This is a genomic window from Paracoccus spongiarum, from assembly GCF_030732095.1.
Classification (GTDB): domain Bacteria; phylum Pseudomonadota; class Alphaproteobacteria; order Rhodobacterales; family Rhodobacteraceae; genus Paracoccus; species Paracoccus spongiarum.
Genome location: NZ_JAVAMQ010000002.1, coordinates 338,320 through 355,431, shown reverse-complemented (window position 1 = coordinate 355,431; position 17,112 = coordinate 338,320). Strand labels below are relative to the sequence as shown.

The following is a 17,112-nucleotide window of genomic DNA, read 5'->3' as shown; positions in this document are numbered from 1 at the left end:
GACTGGCTTCATGGCGGCGACGGGGCCGATCTTCTCGATGGCGGCGACGGCAATGACCTGCTGTCTGGCGATGGCGGCGACGACAGGCTGATCGGCGGGGCGGGCAGCGACCAGCTGACCGATCTGGCCGGCCACAACCGGCTGGAGGGGGGCTTCGGCAACGACACGCTGCGCGCCGGATCGGGCCGCGACCTGCTGTATGGCGGGGATCAGAACGACGTGCTGGCCGGCGGCGGTGGCAATGACCAGCTGTTCGGCGCGCGTGGCAAGGATCTGCTGATCGGAGGCGGCGGGCGCGACAGGCTGCAGGGCGAGGCCGGCAATGACACGCTGTATGGCGGCGGCGGGGCAGACCTGCTGGACGGCGGCGGCGGGCGCGACACGCTGCGCGGCGACGGCGGGCGTGACCAGCTTTACGGCGGCAATCTGGGTGACCTGATGATCGGCGGCGGGGGCAAGGACCGGCTGTCCGGCCAGAACGGCAACGACAACATGCAGGGCGGCGGCGGGCGCGACCTGCTGCTTGGCGGACGCGGCGCCGACCGGCTGAGCGGCGGTGCAGGCGCCGACACCTTCCTTTATGTCTCGCGCGCCGACAGCGGCAATGGCCGCAAGGCCGACCTGATCACCGATTTCCGGCCCGGCCAGGACAGGATCGACCTCCGCGCGCTGGACCTCGACCTGATCGGCACGCGCCGTTTCGGTGACGATCACCAGTTGCGCTGGACGCGCGCCGGGTCCGAAACGCATGTGCAGGTGGACCTGGATGGTGACGGCCGCGCCGACATGACCATCCGGCTCGCCGGTCAGCTGCGCCTCGACGGCGACGACTTCCTGCTCTAGACCGCCGCATCCAGCCGCGCCACGGCCCAGCGCGCGGCATCGGCCACCGCCTCGTCAGGGTCGTCGGCCAGCGCCTGCGCCGCCGCGCGCAGGCGCGGATCGCCGGAATTGCCGATTGCGTAAAGCACGTTGCGCTGGAACCGGTCGCGACCGATCCGCTTGATCGGGCTTCCGGCGAAGCGCGCCCGGAAGCCGGCATCGTCCAGCCCGGCCAGATCGCCCAGGCCCGGCGCACCGACCAACCCGCGATAGCGCATCTCGCGGCTGGCGACCGCGAACTTGTTCCACGGGCAAACCGCCAGGCAGTCATCGCAGCCATAGATCCGGTTGCCCATCAGCGGCCGCAGGGCGGGATCGACCGGACCCCGGTGCTCGATCGTCAGGTAGGAAATGCAGCGCCGCGCATCCAGCTGGAAGGGCGCGGGGAAGGCATCGGTCGGGCAGATGTCGAGACAGGCCCGGCACGATCCGCAATGCTCGACCTCGGGCCGGTCCACTGGCAGTTCCAGCGTCGTGAAGATCGCGCCCAGAAAGAACCAGCTGCCCAGATCGCGCGACAGCAGGTTGGTGTGCTTGCCCTGCCAGCCCAAGCCGGCGGCCTCGGCCAGCGGCTTCTCCATCACCGGTGCGGTGTCGACAAAGACCTTGATCTGCGCCTCGGGCACCTGCGCCAGAAGCCGCCGGCCCAGCTGCTTCAGCCGCTTCTTGACCAGATCGTGATAGTCGCGGCCGTGCGCATAGACGCTGATCGCCGCATGGCCGGGCCGGGTCAGGACCTCCAGCGGATCATGATCGGGCGTGTAGAGGTCGGCCAGCATGAGGATCGAGCGCGCCTCGGGCCACAGCGCCGCCGGATCGCCCCGCCACCCGGCTCGCTCGGCCATCCAGCCCATCTGCCCGTGTCGCCCGGCATGCAGGAACGCCGCAAGCCGCCTGGCGGCTTCCGGCACCGCGTCCGGCCGCGTCACCCGCATCGCCGCAAAACCCAGCGCCTTTGCCTCGGCGGCCAGCGCGGCCTTCATCTTCTGTGCGGAAATATCCCCGGGGGGATCGCCGTCAGGCGATGGGGGGCGGCGCCCCCCACCCTCAGCCGAAGTCAAGCTCGGCATAATGCGGCGCCGGATGGATGCCCGGCACCTGGTCGGCCAGCACGCTGCGGAAGGCCGGGCGCGACTTGATCGTCGCATACCAGTCCCGCAGCGGCTCCGACCGGTCCCAGTCGACATCCGAGATGTAGTCGAGGCACGAGAAATGCGCCGCCGCGGTGAAATCCGCCAGCGACAGCGACGCGCCCGCCAGCCAGCGGCGGCTGTCCAGCAGCTGGGTCAGGTAGTCCATGTGCTCCTTGATCGCGCGCAGACCGTCCTTGACCAGGCGGCTGTCGGGATGGCCGGCGCGGGTGATCTTCTTCCAGACACGCTCGCCCATGATCGGCTGGGTGACCTCGCTGTTGAACTTGTCGTCGAACCAGGCGCAGAGCCTGCGCACCTCGTGGCGCTCCAGCGGCGCCTGCGGCATCAGGGGCGGGGTCGGCACAACCTCGTCCAGATATTCCACGATCGCCTGGCTTTCGGCCAGCATGTTGCCGCGATGGCGCAGCACCGGCAGCTTGCCGGCCGGGTTGCGGCGCTTCAGGTCGGGCGGGCCTTCCCAATAGCGCTCCTCGACCAGTTCGACCTCGATCCTCTTCTCGGCCAGCACCAGCCGCACCTTGCGACAGAAGGGCGACAGCATGCTGTGGTAAAGCCGCGTGGTCTGGGTGGTTGTGTTCATTGCCGGCTCGGACCCCTTCTGTGCGCATCGGCGCCTTGATACGGCGGCAACCGGGCGCTTTCAACCGGAACGCGCGTCACCCAAGGCAGTCGGCCCGCCCGTCCCGCGCGATCGTGGCCGCGCCGTCGGCGATGGCCCGCGACCGGGCCGAGGACCGGCCCACGCCGCGCGATTTCGGCGCCGGCAGCACCGCCGCCAGCCGCGCCGCCTGCACCGCGGTCAGACGGTCCGGCGTCACGCCGAAATGGTGCCTTGCCGCCGCTCCGATCCCGAACACCCCCGGCCCGAACTCGGCCACGTTCAGATAGACCTCGAGGATGCGCCGCTTGGACCAGAGCGCCTCGATCAGCGGCGTGTAGACGGTCTCCAGCGCCTTGCGGCTCCAGCTGCGGCCCTGCCACAGGAACACGTTCTTGGCCGTCTGCTGGGTGATGGTCGAGGCGCCCCGGCTGGACCCCGAGGCCACCACCTTGCGGATCTCGGCCATGTCGAAGCCCCAGTGGCGGCAGAAATTCGCGTCCTCGGCCGCGACGGCCGCGCGCAGCATGACCGGCGCGATGCGTCCGTAGGGTACCCATTCGCGCGGCGCCAGCGGCTGGCGGCGCGCCTCGGCCAGGATCGTCCATGTGGTCGGCGGGTTCATCACCGCATAAAGTGCGACCAGCACGGCCATCAGCGCCAGGACCCGCAGTGCGAACCAGCGCAGCCAGATCACCAGCCGCCGCACCGGTCGCCAGCGGGTCGCGGCGCCACGCGGGCGGGCCGGGTCCGGAGCGTCGGGCGGGGGAGGGCGAAGCAGCGCGCGCAGGATCATGCTGGCGCTTTGTCACGCGCCGCGCCGCCGCGTCAAGCACGCGATCGGCCGCCGGCGGTCGGCTTGGCGGCAGCGGGCAGGCCGGCGGCGCGGCGATCACGCCTCCGCGCGCAGGCGGCCCGCCGGGCATGCGGGCCTTGCCCGGTGCGCGGGTTTCACGCCATAAGGGCCGCGCTTTCGCCCCCGACGCCGGACCAGACCGCCCGCGATGAAGATCATTGCCACATTCCTGACGATGCTGTCGCTGGTCGCGATGACGATGGCCCAGGCCAGCGCCGGGCCCTCGCGGCCCAGCTGCGCGTCGCAGCTGCGCGCCGAGATGGTCTGCCACGCGGCTGCCCCGACCGCCGCGACCGCCGAGGCGAAGGGCAAGTCCGGGCATTGCATCGACCTGTTTCCTCCGGCCTGCGACGGCGGGGCCCGCGATTCGCGCGGCGCGCCGGTCACGGGGGCGGCCGCCCGATGGTCGGGGTCGCGCCCCGCCGCCGCGCCCTGGCGACCGCCGCGTCCGCCGGTCCTTGCCGAAACGCCCCGGTCCGCATGGGCCGGACAAAGCTGAGTGCGCCGCCCTGCGGCTGCAATGACCGGAGAATCACATGACGACACGACACAGCCTGGCCGCCGACGCGGCCCCCGCCGGCTATATCCTGCCGAAACTGCAACCCCTCTACGCCGCCCTGTCGCCGGTTGCGTTGACCTACATGCGGGTCATCGCGGGCATCGCCTTCATGGCCCACGGCCTGCCCAAGATCATGAACCCGATGGGCGCCGTGGGCATGGTCGAGGGCATCGGCTTCCAGCCCGGCTGGCTGTGGTCGCCCGCGCTGGCCGGGACCGAGTTCATCGGCGGCCTGCTGCTGGTGCTGGGCCTGCTGACCCGGCCCGCCGCACTGGCCACCTCGATCGTGCTGATGGTGACGACCTATTTCCACTGGATCCTGAAGGCCGAGGGCTATGCGGGCGCGGAACTGTCGCTGATCTGGCTGGGCATCACGCTGTATTTCGCGGTGCATGGCGGCGGCCGCTGGTCGCTGGACCGGCTGATCGGGCGGCAGTTCTGATCCTGAAGACCTGAACCGAACGACAAACGCGGCCCTTTCGGGGCCGCGTTTTCCGTGTGCCGGAAGCTTTCTGCGGGCGCCTATTCGGCGGGCACCGCGCTGGGCGTCTCGACCTCGGCGATGGGGTGGGGCAGCAGGGCCAGCATCTCGCGGGGGCAGACCTGCAGGAACTTGCCCCGCTCGCTGTCCCAGTCCTGCAGGATCGCCTCGGCCTTGCGCGACATGGTTTCCTTGTGATGCCGCTGGACCAGCGATTTCAACTCGGCCTCCCAATGCGGCTGGGTGACCGGGCACAGCACCAGCGTTTCGGCATTGATGTAATCGCGTGCCAGGCCTTCGGGATCATAGAGATACGCCATCCCTCCGGTCATGCCCGCGCCGAAATTCGCGCCGATCCGGCCAAGGATCACCGCCACGCCACCGGTCATGTATTCGCAGCCATTGCTGCCGCAGCCCTCGATCACCACCTTGGCGCCCGAGTTGCGGACCGCGAAACGCTCGCCCGCGCGACCGGCCGCGAACAGGAACCCCTCGGTCGCGCCGTAAAGGACGGTATTGCCGATGATCGTGTTGTCCTCGGCCACCAGCGGGCTGGCCATCGGCGGGCGCACCACGATGGTGCCGCCCGACAGGCCCTTGCCGACATAGTCGTTGGCATCGCCCGACACTTCCAGCTTCAGCCCCGGCGCGGCGAACGCCCCCAGCGACTGCCCGGCGCTGCCGGTCAGCCGCACCGTCAGGTGGTCGGCCTGCAGGCTGTTCCGCATCCCGAATTTCTGCACGATCATGCTCGAGGTGCGGGTGCCGATGGTGCGGTGGGTGTTCCGCACGGCATAGGACAGTTGCATCTTCTCGCCATCCTCGAAGAAGCGGGCGGCGTCCTTGACGATTTCCGCGTCCAGCGTGTCCAGCACGGCGTTGCGCGGCTTGGTGCGGTCATAGACGATCTTCTCCGCGCCATCGACGGTGATCAGCAGCGGGTTCAGGTCCAGATCGTCCAGATTGGCCGCGCCCCGGCTGACCTGGGTCAGCAGGTCGGCCCGACCGATCACCTCGTCCAGGCTTCGCGCGCCGATGCTGGCCAGGATTTCCCGCACCTCCTGCGCGTAGAAGGTGATCAGGTTCACCACCTTGTCGGCGCTGCCGGTGAACATCGCGCGCAGCTTTTCGTCCTGCGTGCAGACGCCCACGGGGCAGGTGTTGGACTGGCACTGGCGCACCATGATGCAGCCCATCGCGATCAGGGCTGCGGTGCCGATGCCGTATTCCTCGGCGCCCATCATCGCCGCCATGACGATGTCGCGGCCGGTGCGCAGCCCGCCATCGGTGCGCAGCGTCACCCGTTCGCGCAGCCGGTTCATCGACAGCACCTGATGCGCCTCGGTCAGGCCCATCTCCCAGGGCAGGCCGGCGAACTTGATGCTGGTCGCGGGCGAGGCGCCGGTGCCGCCGTTATGGCCGGAAATCAGGATCACGTCGGCCTTGGCCTTGGCCACGCCCGCCGCGATGGTGCCGACGCCTGACGAGGCGACCAGCTTGACGGTGATCTTGGCGCGCGGGTTGATCTGCTTCAGGTCGTAGATCAGCTGCGCCAGATCCTCGATCGAATAGATGTCGTGGTGTGGCGGCGGGCTGATCAGCGTGACACCCGGCGTCGAATGGCGCAGCCGCGCGATCAGCTTGGTGACCTTCATGCCGGGCAATTGGCCGCCCTCGCCGGGCTTGGCGCCCTGCGCCACCTTGATTTCCAGCTCTTCGCAGGCGTTCAGGTATTCGGCGGTGACGCCGAACCGGCCGCTGGCGACCTGCTTGATCTTGGCGCAGGGGTTGTCGCCATTGGGCAGCGGATGGCTGTGGGCCGGGTCCTCGCCGCCCTCGCCGCTGTCGGATTTCGCGCCGATCCGGTTCATCGCGATGTTCAGCGTCATGTGCGCCTCGGGCGACAGCGCCCCCAGCGACATGCCCGGCGTCACGAACCGCTTGCGGATCGAGGTGATGCTTTCCACCTCCTCGATGGGCACCGGCTTGCCGATGGCCTTGATGTCCAGCAGGTCGCGGATATGGATGGGGGGATTGGCCCGCATGGTGGCGCTGAACTGCTTCCAGATGTCATAGCTGGCCTTCTCGCAGGCCACCTGCAGCAGCTTCATGGTGTTGGCTTCCCAGGCGTGCTTCTCGCCCGAGCGGCGCAGCTTGTAGAAGCCGCCGACGGGCAGCAATTCGACATTGTCGGCATGGAAGGCCTTGTGGTGCAGATCCTCCAGCTTGGCCTGCAAACCGTGCAGGCCGATGCCGCTGATCCGGCTGTTCATGCCGGGGAAGTATTCCGCCACCATCGCGCGGCTCAGGCCGACCGCCTCGAAGTTCAGCCCGCCGCGATAGGACGACAGCACCGAGATGCCCATCTTGGCCATGATCTTGAGAAGGCCCGCATCGATGGCGTCGCGATAGCGGCGCATGTTCTCGATCAGGCTGCCGGCCAGCAGGCCGCGCTCGATCCGGTCCTGGATCGAATCCTGCGCCAGATAGGGGTTCACCGTCGTCGCGCCGCAACCGATCAGCACCGCGAAGTAATGCGGGTCGATGCATTCCGCCGCGCGGAGATTGACCGAACAGAAGGTCCGCAGCCCCTTGCGCGTCAGCCAGGAATGCACCGCGCTGGTCGCGAGGATCATCGGCATCGCCACCCGGTCGGGGCCCTGCGCCTCGTCGGTCAGCACCAGATGGCCCGAGCCCGAGCGCACGGCGTCCTCGGCCTCGGCGCGGATCCGCGCCAAGCCCTCGGACAGCGCCTCGGGGCCCGCGTCATCGGCGAAGGTGCAGTCGATATGGGTGACCGCCTCGCCGAACATCTTCGCCATCTCGGCAAATTCGCCATTCGCCACGAAGGGACTTTCGAGGATCAGGATCTCGGTCTGGCTGCTGGATTCGTCCAGCACGTTCTTGAGGTTGCCGAAGCGCGTCTTCAGCGACATCACCCGCGTCTCGCGGAGGCTGTCGATGGGCGGGTTGGTGACCTGGCTGAAGTTCTGGCGGAAGAAATGGCTCAGCGGCCGGTACTGGTTCGACAGCACTGCGGGCGGCGTGTCGTCGCCCATCGAGGCGATCGCCTCCTTGCCATCCTCGGCCATCGGCGACAGCACATGTTCCAGTTCCTCAAGCGTGAAGCCCGCGGCGGTCTGCCGGCGGCGCAGCTCGTCGCCCTCGAAATGGTGGCTTTCGGGCAGTTCGCGCATCATGTCGTTCAGATCGACGACCTTCTCGATCCACTCGCCAAAGGGCTGGCTGCCGGCCAGCCGGTCCTTGATCTGGGTGTCGTGATAAAGCTTGCCTTCCCACATGTCGACGGCGATCATCTGGCCCGGCCCCAGCGCGCCCTTTTCGCGCACCGCGGCCTCGTTGACCGGCACCATGCCGACCTCGGAGCCGGCGATCAGCAGGTTGTCGCCCGTCACCACATAGCGCATCGGCCGCAGCCCGTTGCGGTCCAGCCCGCCGCAGACCCAGCGGCCATCGGTCATCGCCAGCGCGGCGGGGCCATCCCACGGCTCCATCACGGCGTTGCAATAGGCATACATGTCGGCCCAGGGCTTGGGCATGTCGGTGGTGGCCTTGGACCAGCTTTCCGGCACCAGCATGGTCTTGGTCATCGGCGCCGACCGGCCCGAGCGGACCAGAACCTCGAACACCGCGTCCAGCGCGGCCGAATCCGAACTGCCGCCCGGCACGATCGGCTTGATGTCCTCGGCCATCTCGCCAAAGGCGTTGCTGGCCATGCGGATCTCGTGGCTTTTCAGCCAGTTGAGGTTGCCCTTGAGGGTATTGATCTCGCCGTTGTGGGCCAGCATGCGGAAGGGCTGGGCCAGCCACCATTGCGGGAAGGTGTTGGTGGAATACCGCTGGTGATAGATCGCGAAGGCCGATTCAAAGCGTTCGTCCTTCAGGTCGGGATAGAATTCCGCGACCTGCTCGGCCAGCATCATGCCCTTGTAGATGATCGACCGGCAGGACAGCGAACAGAAATAGAGGCCGGGCACCTGTGCGGCGATCGCCGCACGCTCGATCCGGCGGCGGATGATGTAGAGCTCGCGCTCGAACTGGATGTGGTCGATGTCCTTTTCGCAGCGGATCAGGATCTGCTCGATCTCGGGGCGGGTGGAATTGGCCTTTTCGCCCAGCACGGCGGTATTCACCGGCACATGCCGCCAGCCATAGATATAGTGGCCCATCCGCAGCACTTCGGATTCCACGATGGTCCGGCAGGTCTCCTGCTGGGCGAAATTGGTGCGCGGCAGGAACACCTGGCCCACGGCGATCAGCTTGTCGTGGTCGGGCTCGTGGCCGGTGCGGCGCACCTGGTCGTAGAAGAAGGGCACCGGGATCTGGACATGGATGCCCGCGCCGTCGCCGGTCTTGCCGTCCGCGTCCACCGCACCGCGATGCCAGATCGCCTTCAGCGCGTCGATGCCGTTCTGCACCACCTGCCGGCTGGGCTTGCCGGCCAGATCGACGACGAAGCCGACCCCGCAGGAGGAATGTTCGTCCTCGGCGCGATACAGGCTGTTCTTGTCCATCCAGTCGCGGCGGGCCTGTTCGTCCGCTTGCCAATCCTTGCTCATAGCTGGGCCCTTTCATGCGTAAGCTGCGTCATCAGCTGATCGCAGTCGAATTGCGGTGTGGTGGCGCCGAAACCGGTCTCTCCGGGAAACTGGAACAGCACCGGACTGTCATTGGTCTCGCGGCGCTCGCCGGTCCAGTCGGACTGGGTCTCGATGCCGCCGAAGAACCGCGTCATGGCGCGGCTGATGAACTGCTGGCCCTCGCGGGTAATCAGGACTGCGCCCTGCGCGTCGCGCGTGGTCAGGCGAAAGCGGGTCCGTTCCAGCGTGATGCCGTCGATGGTGACGGTCTCGCCGGTCAGGATGTCCTCGCCGACATGGTGCAGCCGCTCGCCGCTGTTCGATTCGGTCCAGAAGTCGAAATCGTCGCGCCCGTCCTTCAGCAGGGTCGAGAAGCTGGCATGGTCGGCGGCCTCGTCGACCAGCCGATCCTCCAGCCCGGTCTGCGGGTCGCTGCTTTCGATCCAGCGGGTCTCGGCGTCGATCCGCGACAGGTGGCCAAGCCCGTCCTGGCCGAAGATCGCGCTGCGCTGATGGCCCTCGGGATCGGCGCTGCAGCGGTAATACTGGCTGACCGTGCAGCCGCGATTCTGAACCGTCACCTCAAGCCGGCATCCCTGCGGGGGCGTGAAGGTGGCGGCGCGGCCGGGCAGTGGGGCAAGGGCCAGCAGCGCGGCCAAGGCGCCCAGTGCCGCCAGATGGGGCAGCATCGACGACCTGTCCGGGGCGGCGACAAGGCCGCGCGCAACACCCAGCGTGCGTTGTCGGTGTACAGCCTGTGCACGCGCTGTGCTTGCGCGGTGGACCATCGGCGCAGCCCTCATTCGGCGGCGACGCGCGCCGCGCCGGACAGGAAATCGGTGATCGCCTCGGCGGCCTCGCGGCCGTCGCGGATCGCCCAGACGACAAGGCTGGCGCCGCGCACGATATCGCCCACCGCGTAGACGCCGGGCAGCGAGGTGCGGTGCGTCTGGAAATCGGCCTTGATGGTGCCCCAGCGGGTGACTTCCAGTCCCTCGACGCCCCACAGCCGCGGCAGGTCCTCGGGCTCGAACCCCAGGGCCTTGATGACCAGTTCGGCCGGCTCGTCATAATCGGCGCCGTCGATCAGTTCCGGCGACTGGCGGCCCGAAACATCGGGCTGGCCAAGGCGCATCTTCTGGATGCGGACGCTGGCGATCTGGGGCGGGCCGTCGACATCGCGTTCCTGCGCCGAGGCGGCGACGCCGGTGACGTGCCCGGTGAATGCACCGGGGGCGGAAAGCCACACGAATTCGACGCCTTCCTCTTCGGCGTTCTGGACCTCGCGCTGCGATCCCGGCATGTTGGCCCGGTCGCGGCGATACAGGCATTTCACCGATTGCGCGCCCTGGCGGATGGCCGTGCGGACACAGTCCATGGCGGTGTCGCCGCCGCCGATGACGACGACGCGCTTGCCCTTGGCGTTCAGCTCGCCATCCGCGAAATCGGGCACGTCGTCGCCGAAATCCACCTTGTTGCTGGCGGTCAGGTAGTCGATGGCGCGCACCACGCCTGCGGCCTCGGCATTGTCGATGTCCAGGTCCCGGGTCTTGTAGACGCCGGTCGCGATCAGCACCGCGTCATGCTTGCCGCGGATCGCGTCGAAGCTGATGTCCTCGCCGACATTGCAGTTCAGCACGAACTCGACGCCCGATTCGGCCAGCAGCCGGTTGCGCCGCATGACCACGTCCTTTTCCAGCTTGAAGCCGGGGATGCCATAGGTCAGCAGCCCGCCCGCGCGGTCATAGCGATCATAGATGGTGACCTGGAATCCCTGCCGGCGCAGCATGTCGGCCGCGGCCAGCCCGCCCGGGCCGGCGCCGATAATCCCAACGCTTTCGCCGCGTTCCTGCGCGGGTAGGGCGGCGGTGATCCAGCCCTCGTCCCAGGCGGTGTCGGTGATGTATTTCTCGATTGCGCCGATGGTGACGGTGCCGTGGCCGGACTGTTCGATGACGCAATTGCCCTCGCACAGCCGGTCCTGCGGGCAGATGCGGCCGCAGATCTCGGGGAAGGTATTGGTGGCCTGGCTGACCTGATAGGCCTCGCGCAGACGGCCCTCGGCGGTCAGGCGCAGCCAGTCGGGGATGTTGTTGTGCAGCGGGCAATGGCTCTGGCAATAGGGCACGCCACACTGGCTGCAGCGGCTGGACTGCTCGGCCGCCTTGGCCGCGGCGAATTCGCGGTAGATCTCGTGAAAATCGTCGCTGCGTTCGGCCGCGCTGCGCTTTTCCGGCATCTCGCGCGGGGTCGAAACGAATTTCAGCATCGTCTGCGTGGCCATGGCTGCGCAACCTTCCGTATCAGGATCACCCGCAGACCAGATAAACCAAGGCGCAAACAATGAAAAGTCAGCAATACTGACCCATGTGGGTGTTATTTTCGACCTCGGCAAATTTTTCCTGCGCGCAAGGCGGAAAAAAGGTCAGCTCTCGTTACCTTTGAGCCAGCAAAGCCAGCAAAACAACGCTTCCGACGATGATGCGCCACCAGGCAAACAGAGCGTAGCCATTCTGCGACACATAGCCCAGCAACCAGCGCACAACGATGATCGCCGTCACCATGGCGAAGAAGAAGCCCACCGCGATGTCACCCAGCGCGGCCGCATCCAGTATGCCGCGATTCTTGTAGAGGTCATAGGCAAATGCGCCCAGCATGGTGGGCATGGACAGGAAGAACGAAAATTCGGCAGCCGAGCGCTTGTCTGCCCCCAAAGCCAGCGCGCCGACGATGGTGGCACCGGATCGCGAGACGCCGGGGATCATCGCAAGGCACTGGATCACGCCGATCTTCAGCGCCATCGGCAGGGGAAAGTCCTCGGCCCGGAAGTAATGCGGATGGGTGGCCCAGCGGTCCACGAACAGCAACACGAAGCCGCCAAGGACCAGCATGACAGCAATCAGCATCGGCGTCTCGAACAGCACGGTCTTGATGATGTCATGGGCCAGCACACCGACGAAGACCGCCGGCAGGAAGGCCAGCAGCACCGCCGCGATGAAGCGCCGCGAGACGGGGTCGGTTGGCGCGGTCGACAGGATGTGCCAGATCCGCGCCGAATAGACGCCAAGGACCGCCAGCACCGCGCCAAGCTGGATGACCACCTCGAAGGCGCGGCCGGGCGAGTTGAATCCCAGGAAATGCCCGGCCAGCAGCACATGGCCGGTCGATGAGACGGGGATGAACTCGGTCAGGCCCTCGACGAGTCCGAGGACCGCGGCAACGATGGTATTCGACTCCATCAGTGGCTGCGCAGGTTCTTTGCCGAGTTCTTGATCGCGTCATACTGGCCCGAGGGCCGATAGCGCCACAGGTAGTCCTCGATCACCGCCGCGGGCGAGGTGGGCTGGATGCCCAGCTCGGCGAAGCCCTTGCTTCCCTCGGTCGCGACGTTGTCGTGGCGCAGCAGGGCCAGCTGGTCCCGGCCGAGAATCCTGTTGGTGAACAATCCGAAGCTGGCGAACTGCGCGCCGTCCAGCACGGTGGCGCCGACCCGCGCCATCCAGAACGGCATGTTCACCACCAGCCGGCGGCGATGCGTCGCGCGCAGAACCTGGTCGACGATCTCGCGCAGGGTCAGGGTGTCGGGTCCGCCCAGCTCGTAGATCCCCGCCGCGGCCTCGCCGGTCGCGCCCATGACGGCGGCCAGGGCCACATCGTCGACGAAGACCGGCTGCATCCGCGTCTTGCCACCGGCGATGGCCATGACCGGGCCAAGCCGCGACAGGCTGGCGAAGCGGTTGTAGAAATGATCGTCCGGGCCGAAGATCACCGAAGGGCGCAGGATGACGGCGTCGGGCCGATGCTTCAGCATCGCCGCCTCGCCCCGCGCCTTCGCGGCGACATAGCGGCTGGGCGAGTCGGGATCGACGCCAAGACCCGAGATATGCACGACATGGCTGACGCCCATCTCGCGCGACAGCCGGGCGATGTGTTCCGCACCGCTGTCGAAGACCGACTCGAAGGTGCTTTTGCCCTCGGGACGTTCGATGTTGACGCAGTTCACCACCGCATCGGCATCCGACATCGCGGCGCGCACCGACAACTCGTCGCGGATGTTGCACAGCACCGGCACGACCTGGCCGACCGCGCCATAGGTGCGGGTGAACAGCGCCTCGTCGGGGCGGCGGACGGCGACCCGGACCCGCCAGCCGCGCTTGGCCATCAGCCGCGCCACCTGGCGGCCGACAAAGCCCGACCCGCCAAAGATCGTGACCAGTTTCGCCATGGGCCTCTTGCCTCCTTCGTGCCGCGTCATGGCCTCAATACCCAAGCCCGGCCCGCGCGACAAGCGCAAGGGACCTAGCCGGCCTGCCGGATCCGCTCGGCCAGCCGGTCGGCCGCGCGATAGGCGTTCGCGGCGATCGTCAGGCTGGGATTGCAGCCATTCGACGTCGGCATGAAGCTGCTGTCGGCAATGACGAGGTTGTGGATGCCGTGCACCCGGCAGTCGCGGTCCAGCACGCTGCTGCGCGGGTCGTCGCCAAAGCGCAGCGTCCCGCAGGGATGGGCGAAGTTCAGCGTCGGCATCTGCGTGAAGAACAGCCGGCGATGCCCACGGAACGCATGGCGCATCGCCTTGCGGAAGGCATTGCGACGGGCGCGCAGTTCGTCATGCAGCACATAGTCGAATCGCAGCCGGTCCGGCTGGGCCGGATCGGCATGGACGCGGTTCACCGCATAGGGCAGATCCTCGAGGACGCCCACGAAGATCTTGGCCGGACCCAGCACCGGCAGCACGCCATAGGGCAGCAGGCGCAGCGCGTGGCGCAGCGGCCGCAGCCGGCGCAGGCGCGACTGGCTGAACATCTCGTTCAACGCATGCAGGACCTCGCCATAGCCGGCATCGATCCCCATCGACTGGATCAACCCGAAGCGCTGGCCTTCGACATGATAAAGATCGCGCAGGCTCAGCGCCCGGCTTGGTCCCTTCGACCGACTGCCGCGATGCGGCCAGATCGCCAGCATCTCGCTGAGATGGAACATCAGGTTGCGGCCGACCAGGTCGTTGCGGTTGCCGACGCCATCGGGCCACTCTTCGCTGGCTGAACGCAGCAGCAGCGAGGGCGAACTGAGCCCGCCGGCGGCCAGCACGTAATGGCGCGCCCGCAGGGTGAATTCGGCCCCGTCGCGGCGGCAATGGATCTGGCGCACCTCGCTGCCCGCCTCGATCCGCGTGACGCTGCACCGATCCAGGAGGGCGGCATTCCCGGTGCGCATCGCGGGCAGGACGCCGGCCGAACGACCGTCCATCTTGCAGGGGCGCGGGCAACGCTTGCCGAAGCATTGTGCGCAATCGCGCGGGAATTCGGCCGCGATGTGGGTCTGGTAGGGGTGAAGGCCCGAGCGTTCGAAGGATCGGCGCAGGTTCTCGTCGACAGGGGTGAAGGGGCGCGAGGCGCGCAGCGCGGGCGCCGGAACGGGGCTCAGCGGATCAACCTCGCCGCTGATCCGGAAGTTTTGCTCGGTCTGGTCGAAATAGGGCTGGAACTCCGCGTAGGAGACGGGCCAGCCGCCGGTCGGATGGCTGCGTTGGGGCGAATCGTCCAGGTCGTGCGGTTCGGGCCGTTCCAGCGTTGCGGCATAGAAGGTCGAGGTGCCGCCCACACAGGCGCCGAGCATGCCGAACAGTTGCGATTCGCGTCCGTCGATCCGCGCCTCCAGCGGATAGGGCCAGACGCCCCCGTCCAGCCGCGCCTGCGGGTCGTGGACACCGGTTTCGATCGCGGCGCCATCGCTGCCGTCCAGGTCGGGGCCCTTTTCCAGCATCAGCACGGACAACCCGGCCTCGGCCAGGCGCCGCGCGGCACTGCCGCCGCCGATGCCCGTTCCAATGACGATGACATCCCAGTCGCGATGACGATAGGCGTCCAGCATGAGGTTGCACCACTAAAATTCCCGGCGCTGACAGGCCGGACTCGCACAGCTATGGCGGGCATTTGTTCACATAATGTAAATTTCCGCATCTGCCATTAAGGACAGGCGGCGGTCGCAGGCCGATGAATGCAAAAAGTTTTCATCACCCGCGCGGTTTTTTGGGCAAGCCCCCATTGACGCCCCCCGCGACTGCCTTTAGAGACCCCGCCTACACCACCTGCCCAGGTGGCGGAATTGGTAGACGCGCACGGTTCAGGTCCGTGTGCCGCAAGGCGTGGAGGTTCGAGTCCTCTCCTGGGCACCATTGAAAAGCCTTCGAAAGCAACAGCTTTCGGGGGCTTTTTCATGTCCGCGATGACGCGGGGGGGAATCAGCCCGCGATGATCTCGAAGGCGGTGACATCGACCATCCCGCGATCGGTGATCTTCAGCGCGGGGATCACCGGCAGGGCGAGGAAGGCCAGCTGCAGGAACGGCTCTTCCAGGGTGACGCCCAGGCCCTGGGCGGCCTCGCGCAGTTCGGCCAGACGCTCGCGCACGGCCTCGAAGGGCTGAAGGCTCATCAGCCCGGCGACGGGCAGCGGCAGTTCGGCGACGATCGCGCCCGCGCGCGCCACCACGAAGCCGCCCTCGATCTGCGACAGCCGATTCGCGGCCAGGGCCATGTCGCCGTAATCGGCACCGACCACGGCGATGTTGTGATGGTCGTGGCAGACGGTCGAGGCGATGGCGCCGCGCTGCATCCCGAAGCCGCGCACGAAGCCGGTGGCGATGTTGCCGTTGCGGCCGTGCCGTTCGATCACCGCGATCCGCATCAGGTCGCGGGCGGGATCGGGGCGCTTGTCGCCATCCTCGGGGGCGATCTCGACATGCAGGTGTTCGGTGATGATCTTGCCTTCCAGGATGCCGATGACGTCGGTCCGGCTGCGATTGCCGGGGCAGCGGAAATCCTGCGCGCGGACCTGCGGTGCCTGCACCGAGTTGCGGGCCACCGGGTCCAGCGTGCCGCGCGCCGCGAAGGCTGCGTCATCGACCACCTTGCCCCCGCACAGAACCAGCCGGGCATGGCAGCCCTCGAGGCTGTCCAGCGCCACGATGTCGGCGCGCAGCCCCGGCGCGATCAGCCCGCGATCCTTCAGGCCGAACGCCTCAGCCGCCGACAGCGAGGCGGCGCGATAGGCGGCCAGGGGTGGCGTGCCCATCTGGATCAGCCGTCGGATCATGTAGTCCAGATGGCCATGCTCGCCGATGTCCAGCGGGTTGCGGTCATCGGTGCACAGGCACATGTAGGGGGCGGTGCGTTCGGTCAGCAGCGGCTGCAGCGCCTCGAGGTCCTTGCTGACCGAGCCTTCGCGGATCAGCACGCGCATGCCCTTCTGCAGCTTTTCGCGCGCCTCGCCGGCGGTGGTCGCCTCGTGTTCGGTGCGGATGCCCGCAGCTACATAGGCGTTCAGGTCGCGGCCGCCCAGCTGCGGGCAATGCCCGTCGACAAGCCCGCCCGCGAACAGCCGCAGCTTGGCCATCGCGACCGGGTCGCGGTGGATCACCCCGGGATAGTTCATGAACTCGGCCAGCCCGATCCCCGACGGATGGCCCATCACCCGCCGCAGGTCCTCGGCCTCGATCCGCGCGCCCGAGGTTTCCATCTCGGTCGAGGGCACGCAGGAGGACAGCTGCACCCGAAGATCCATCAGCAGATGTTCGGATGCACGCTGGAAATAGCGGATGCCGTCAAGGCCGATCACGTTCGCGATCTCGTGCGGGTCGCAGATCGCGGTGGTGATGCCGCGCGGCGTCACGCAGCGGTCGAATTCGAAGGGCGTCACAAGGCTGCTTTCGACATGCAGATGGGTGTCGATGAAGCCCGGCACCAGCACCAGCCCGGATACGTCAATCACCGCGCGCCCCTGGTAGTCGCCGACGCCCGCGATGCGGTCGCCGGTGATCGCCACATCGCCGGTCAGCATCTCGCCGGTGATCAGGTCGAGCACCTGCCCGCCGCGCAGCACCAGATCGGCAGGTTCGTCGCCGCGCGCCTGCGCGATGCGGGTTTCAAGATCGTCCATCGGGGCCTCCGTCAGCGTGCCCCCCAAGGGAACCTGATCGGC

General features: G+C 67.7%; 12 protein-coding genes, 1 tRNA gene and 3 pseudogenes. 4 read left to right on the top strand and 12 right to left on the bottom strand.

Features of this window, described 5'->3' with window-relative positions; all coding sequences use genetic code 11:
* Positions 1-843: calcium-binding protein (locus tag Q5Y72_RS03735; protein WP_305962068.1), on the top strand; the 843-nt coding region annotated here is incomplete at its 5' end.
* Here the strand turns inward: Q5Y72_RS03735 and queG are convergent.
* The 3 genes from queG to mtgA form a co-directional block, all read right to left on the bottom strand.
* Positions 840-1,865 (bottom strand): tRNA epoxyqueuosine(34) reductase QueG, encoded by a 1,026-nt coding sequence (gene queG, locus Q5Y72_RS03730; RefSeq protein ID WP_305962067.1) that lies wholly within the window; start codon positions 1,863-1,865, stop codon positions 840-842. The genes Q5Y72_RS03735 and queG overlap by 4 nt on opposite strands.
* 64 nt (positions 1,866-1,929) lie before the next feature.
* A complete protein-coding gene (gene fzlA, locus Q5Y72_RS03725) occupies positions 1,930-2,616 on the bottom strand; it encodes an FtsZ-binding protein FzlA (RefSeq protein ID WP_305962066.1) in 687 nt (228 codons plus the stop codon).
* Positions 2,617-2,692: 76 nt separating this feature from the next.
* On the bottom strand, positions 2,693-3,430 hold the full coding sequence (mtgA, locus tag Q5Y72_RS03720) for a monofunctional biosynthetic peptidoglycan transglycosylase (RefSeq protein WP_305962065.1): 738 nt from the start codon (positions 3,428-3,430) through the stop codon (positions 2,693-2,695).
* A 208-nt stretch (positions 3,431-3,638) separates the two neighbouring features.
* Here mtgA and Q5Y72_RS03715 point away from each other — a divergent pair, with 208 nt between their 5' ends.
* Positions 3,639-3,989: a hypothetical protein gene (locus Q5Y72_RS03715; protein WP_305962064.1), complete on the top strand. Its 351-nt coding sequence runs from the start codon at positions 3,639-3,641 to the stop codon at positions 3,987-3,989.
* A gap of 37 nt (positions 3,990-4,026) precedes the next feature.
* Complete coding sequence (locus Q5Y72_RS03710; RefSeq protein WP_305962063.1) at positions 4,027-4,491, top strand: DoxX family protein; 465 nt, start codon at positions 4,027-4,029, stop codon at positions 4,489-4,491.
* 80 nt (positions 4,492-4,571) lie between these two features.
* Here Q5Y72_RS03710 and gltB read toward each other — a convergent pair whose 3' ends face one another.
* From gltB to Q5Y72_RS19870, 8 genes and pseudogenes are all read right to left on the bottom strand, one after another.
* Positions 4,572-9,110, bottom strand: a complete 4,539-nt coding sequence (gene gltB, locus Q5Y72_RS03705; protein WP_305962062.1) for a glutamate synthase large subunit — start codon at positions 9,108-9,110, stop codon at positions 4,572-4,574.
* Positions 9,107-9,820 carry a hypothetical protein gene (locus Q5Y72_RS03700; RefSeq protein ID WP_305962061.1) on the bottom strand — a complete coding sequence of 238 codons (714 nt, stop codon included), beginning with the start codon at positions 9,818-9,820 and terminating at the stop codon, positions 9,107-9,109. The genes gltB and Q5Y72_RS03700 overlap by 4 nt, the downstream gene beginning before the upstream one ends.
* Positions 9,821-9,930: 110 nt before the next feature.
* Complete coding sequence (locus Q5Y72_RS03695; RefSeq protein WP_305962060.1) at positions 9,931-11,415, bottom strand: NAD(P)-dependent oxidoreductase; 1,485 nt, start codon at positions 11,413-11,415, stop codon at positions 9,931-9,933.
* A 151-nt stretch (positions 11,416-11,566) separates the two neighbouring features.
* Positions 11,567-12,370: an undecaprenyl-diphosphate phosphatase gene (locus tag Q5Y72_RS03690; RefSeq protein WP_371930743.1), complete on the bottom strand. Its 804-nt coding sequence runs from the start codon at positions 12,368-12,370 to the stop codon at positions 11,567-11,569.
* Positions 12,370-13,356 carry a complex I NDUFA9 subunit family protein gene (locus Q5Y72_RS03685; RefSeq protein WP_305962059.1) on the bottom strand — a complete coding sequence of 329 codons (987 nt, stop codon included), beginning with the start codon at positions 13,354-13,356 and terminating at the stop codon, positions 12,370-12,372. The genes Q5Y72_RS03690 and Q5Y72_RS03685 overlap by 1 nt, the downstream gene beginning before the upstream one ends.
* A 74-nt stretch (positions 13,357-13,430) precedes the next feature.
* A pseudogene (locus Q5Y72_RS19880) lies at positions 13,431-13,796 on the bottom strand (GMC oxidoreductase); the annotation flags it as partial.
* A gap of 318 nt (positions 13,797-14,114) precedes the next feature.
* A pseudogene (locus tag Q5Y72_RS19875) lies at positions 14,115-14,759 on the bottom strand (GMC family oxidoreductase N-terminal domain-containing protein); the annotation flags it as partial.
* 105 nt (positions 14,760-14,864) lie between these two features.
* Positions 14,865-15,005: pseudogene (locus Q5Y72_RS19870) on the bottom strand (FAD-dependent oxidoreductase); the annotation flags it as partial.
* 219 nt (positions 15,006-15,224) lie between these two features.
* Here Q5Y72_RS19870 and Q5Y72_RS03675 point away from each other — a divergent pair.
* Positions 15,225-15,309: transfer RNA gene (locus Q5Y72_RS03675), tRNA-Leu, on the top strand.
* Positions 15,310-15,375: 66 nt separating this feature from the next.
* Here Q5Y72_RS03675 and ade read toward each other — a convergent pair.
* Positions 15,376-17,070 carry an adenine deaminase gene (gene ade / locus Q5Y72_RS03670; protein WP_305962057.1) on the bottom strand — a complete coding sequence of 565 codons (1,695 nt, stop codon included), beginning with the start codon at positions 17,068-17,070 and terminating at the stop codon, positions 15,376-15,378.
* Positions 17,071-17,112 lie beyond the last annotated feature (42 nt).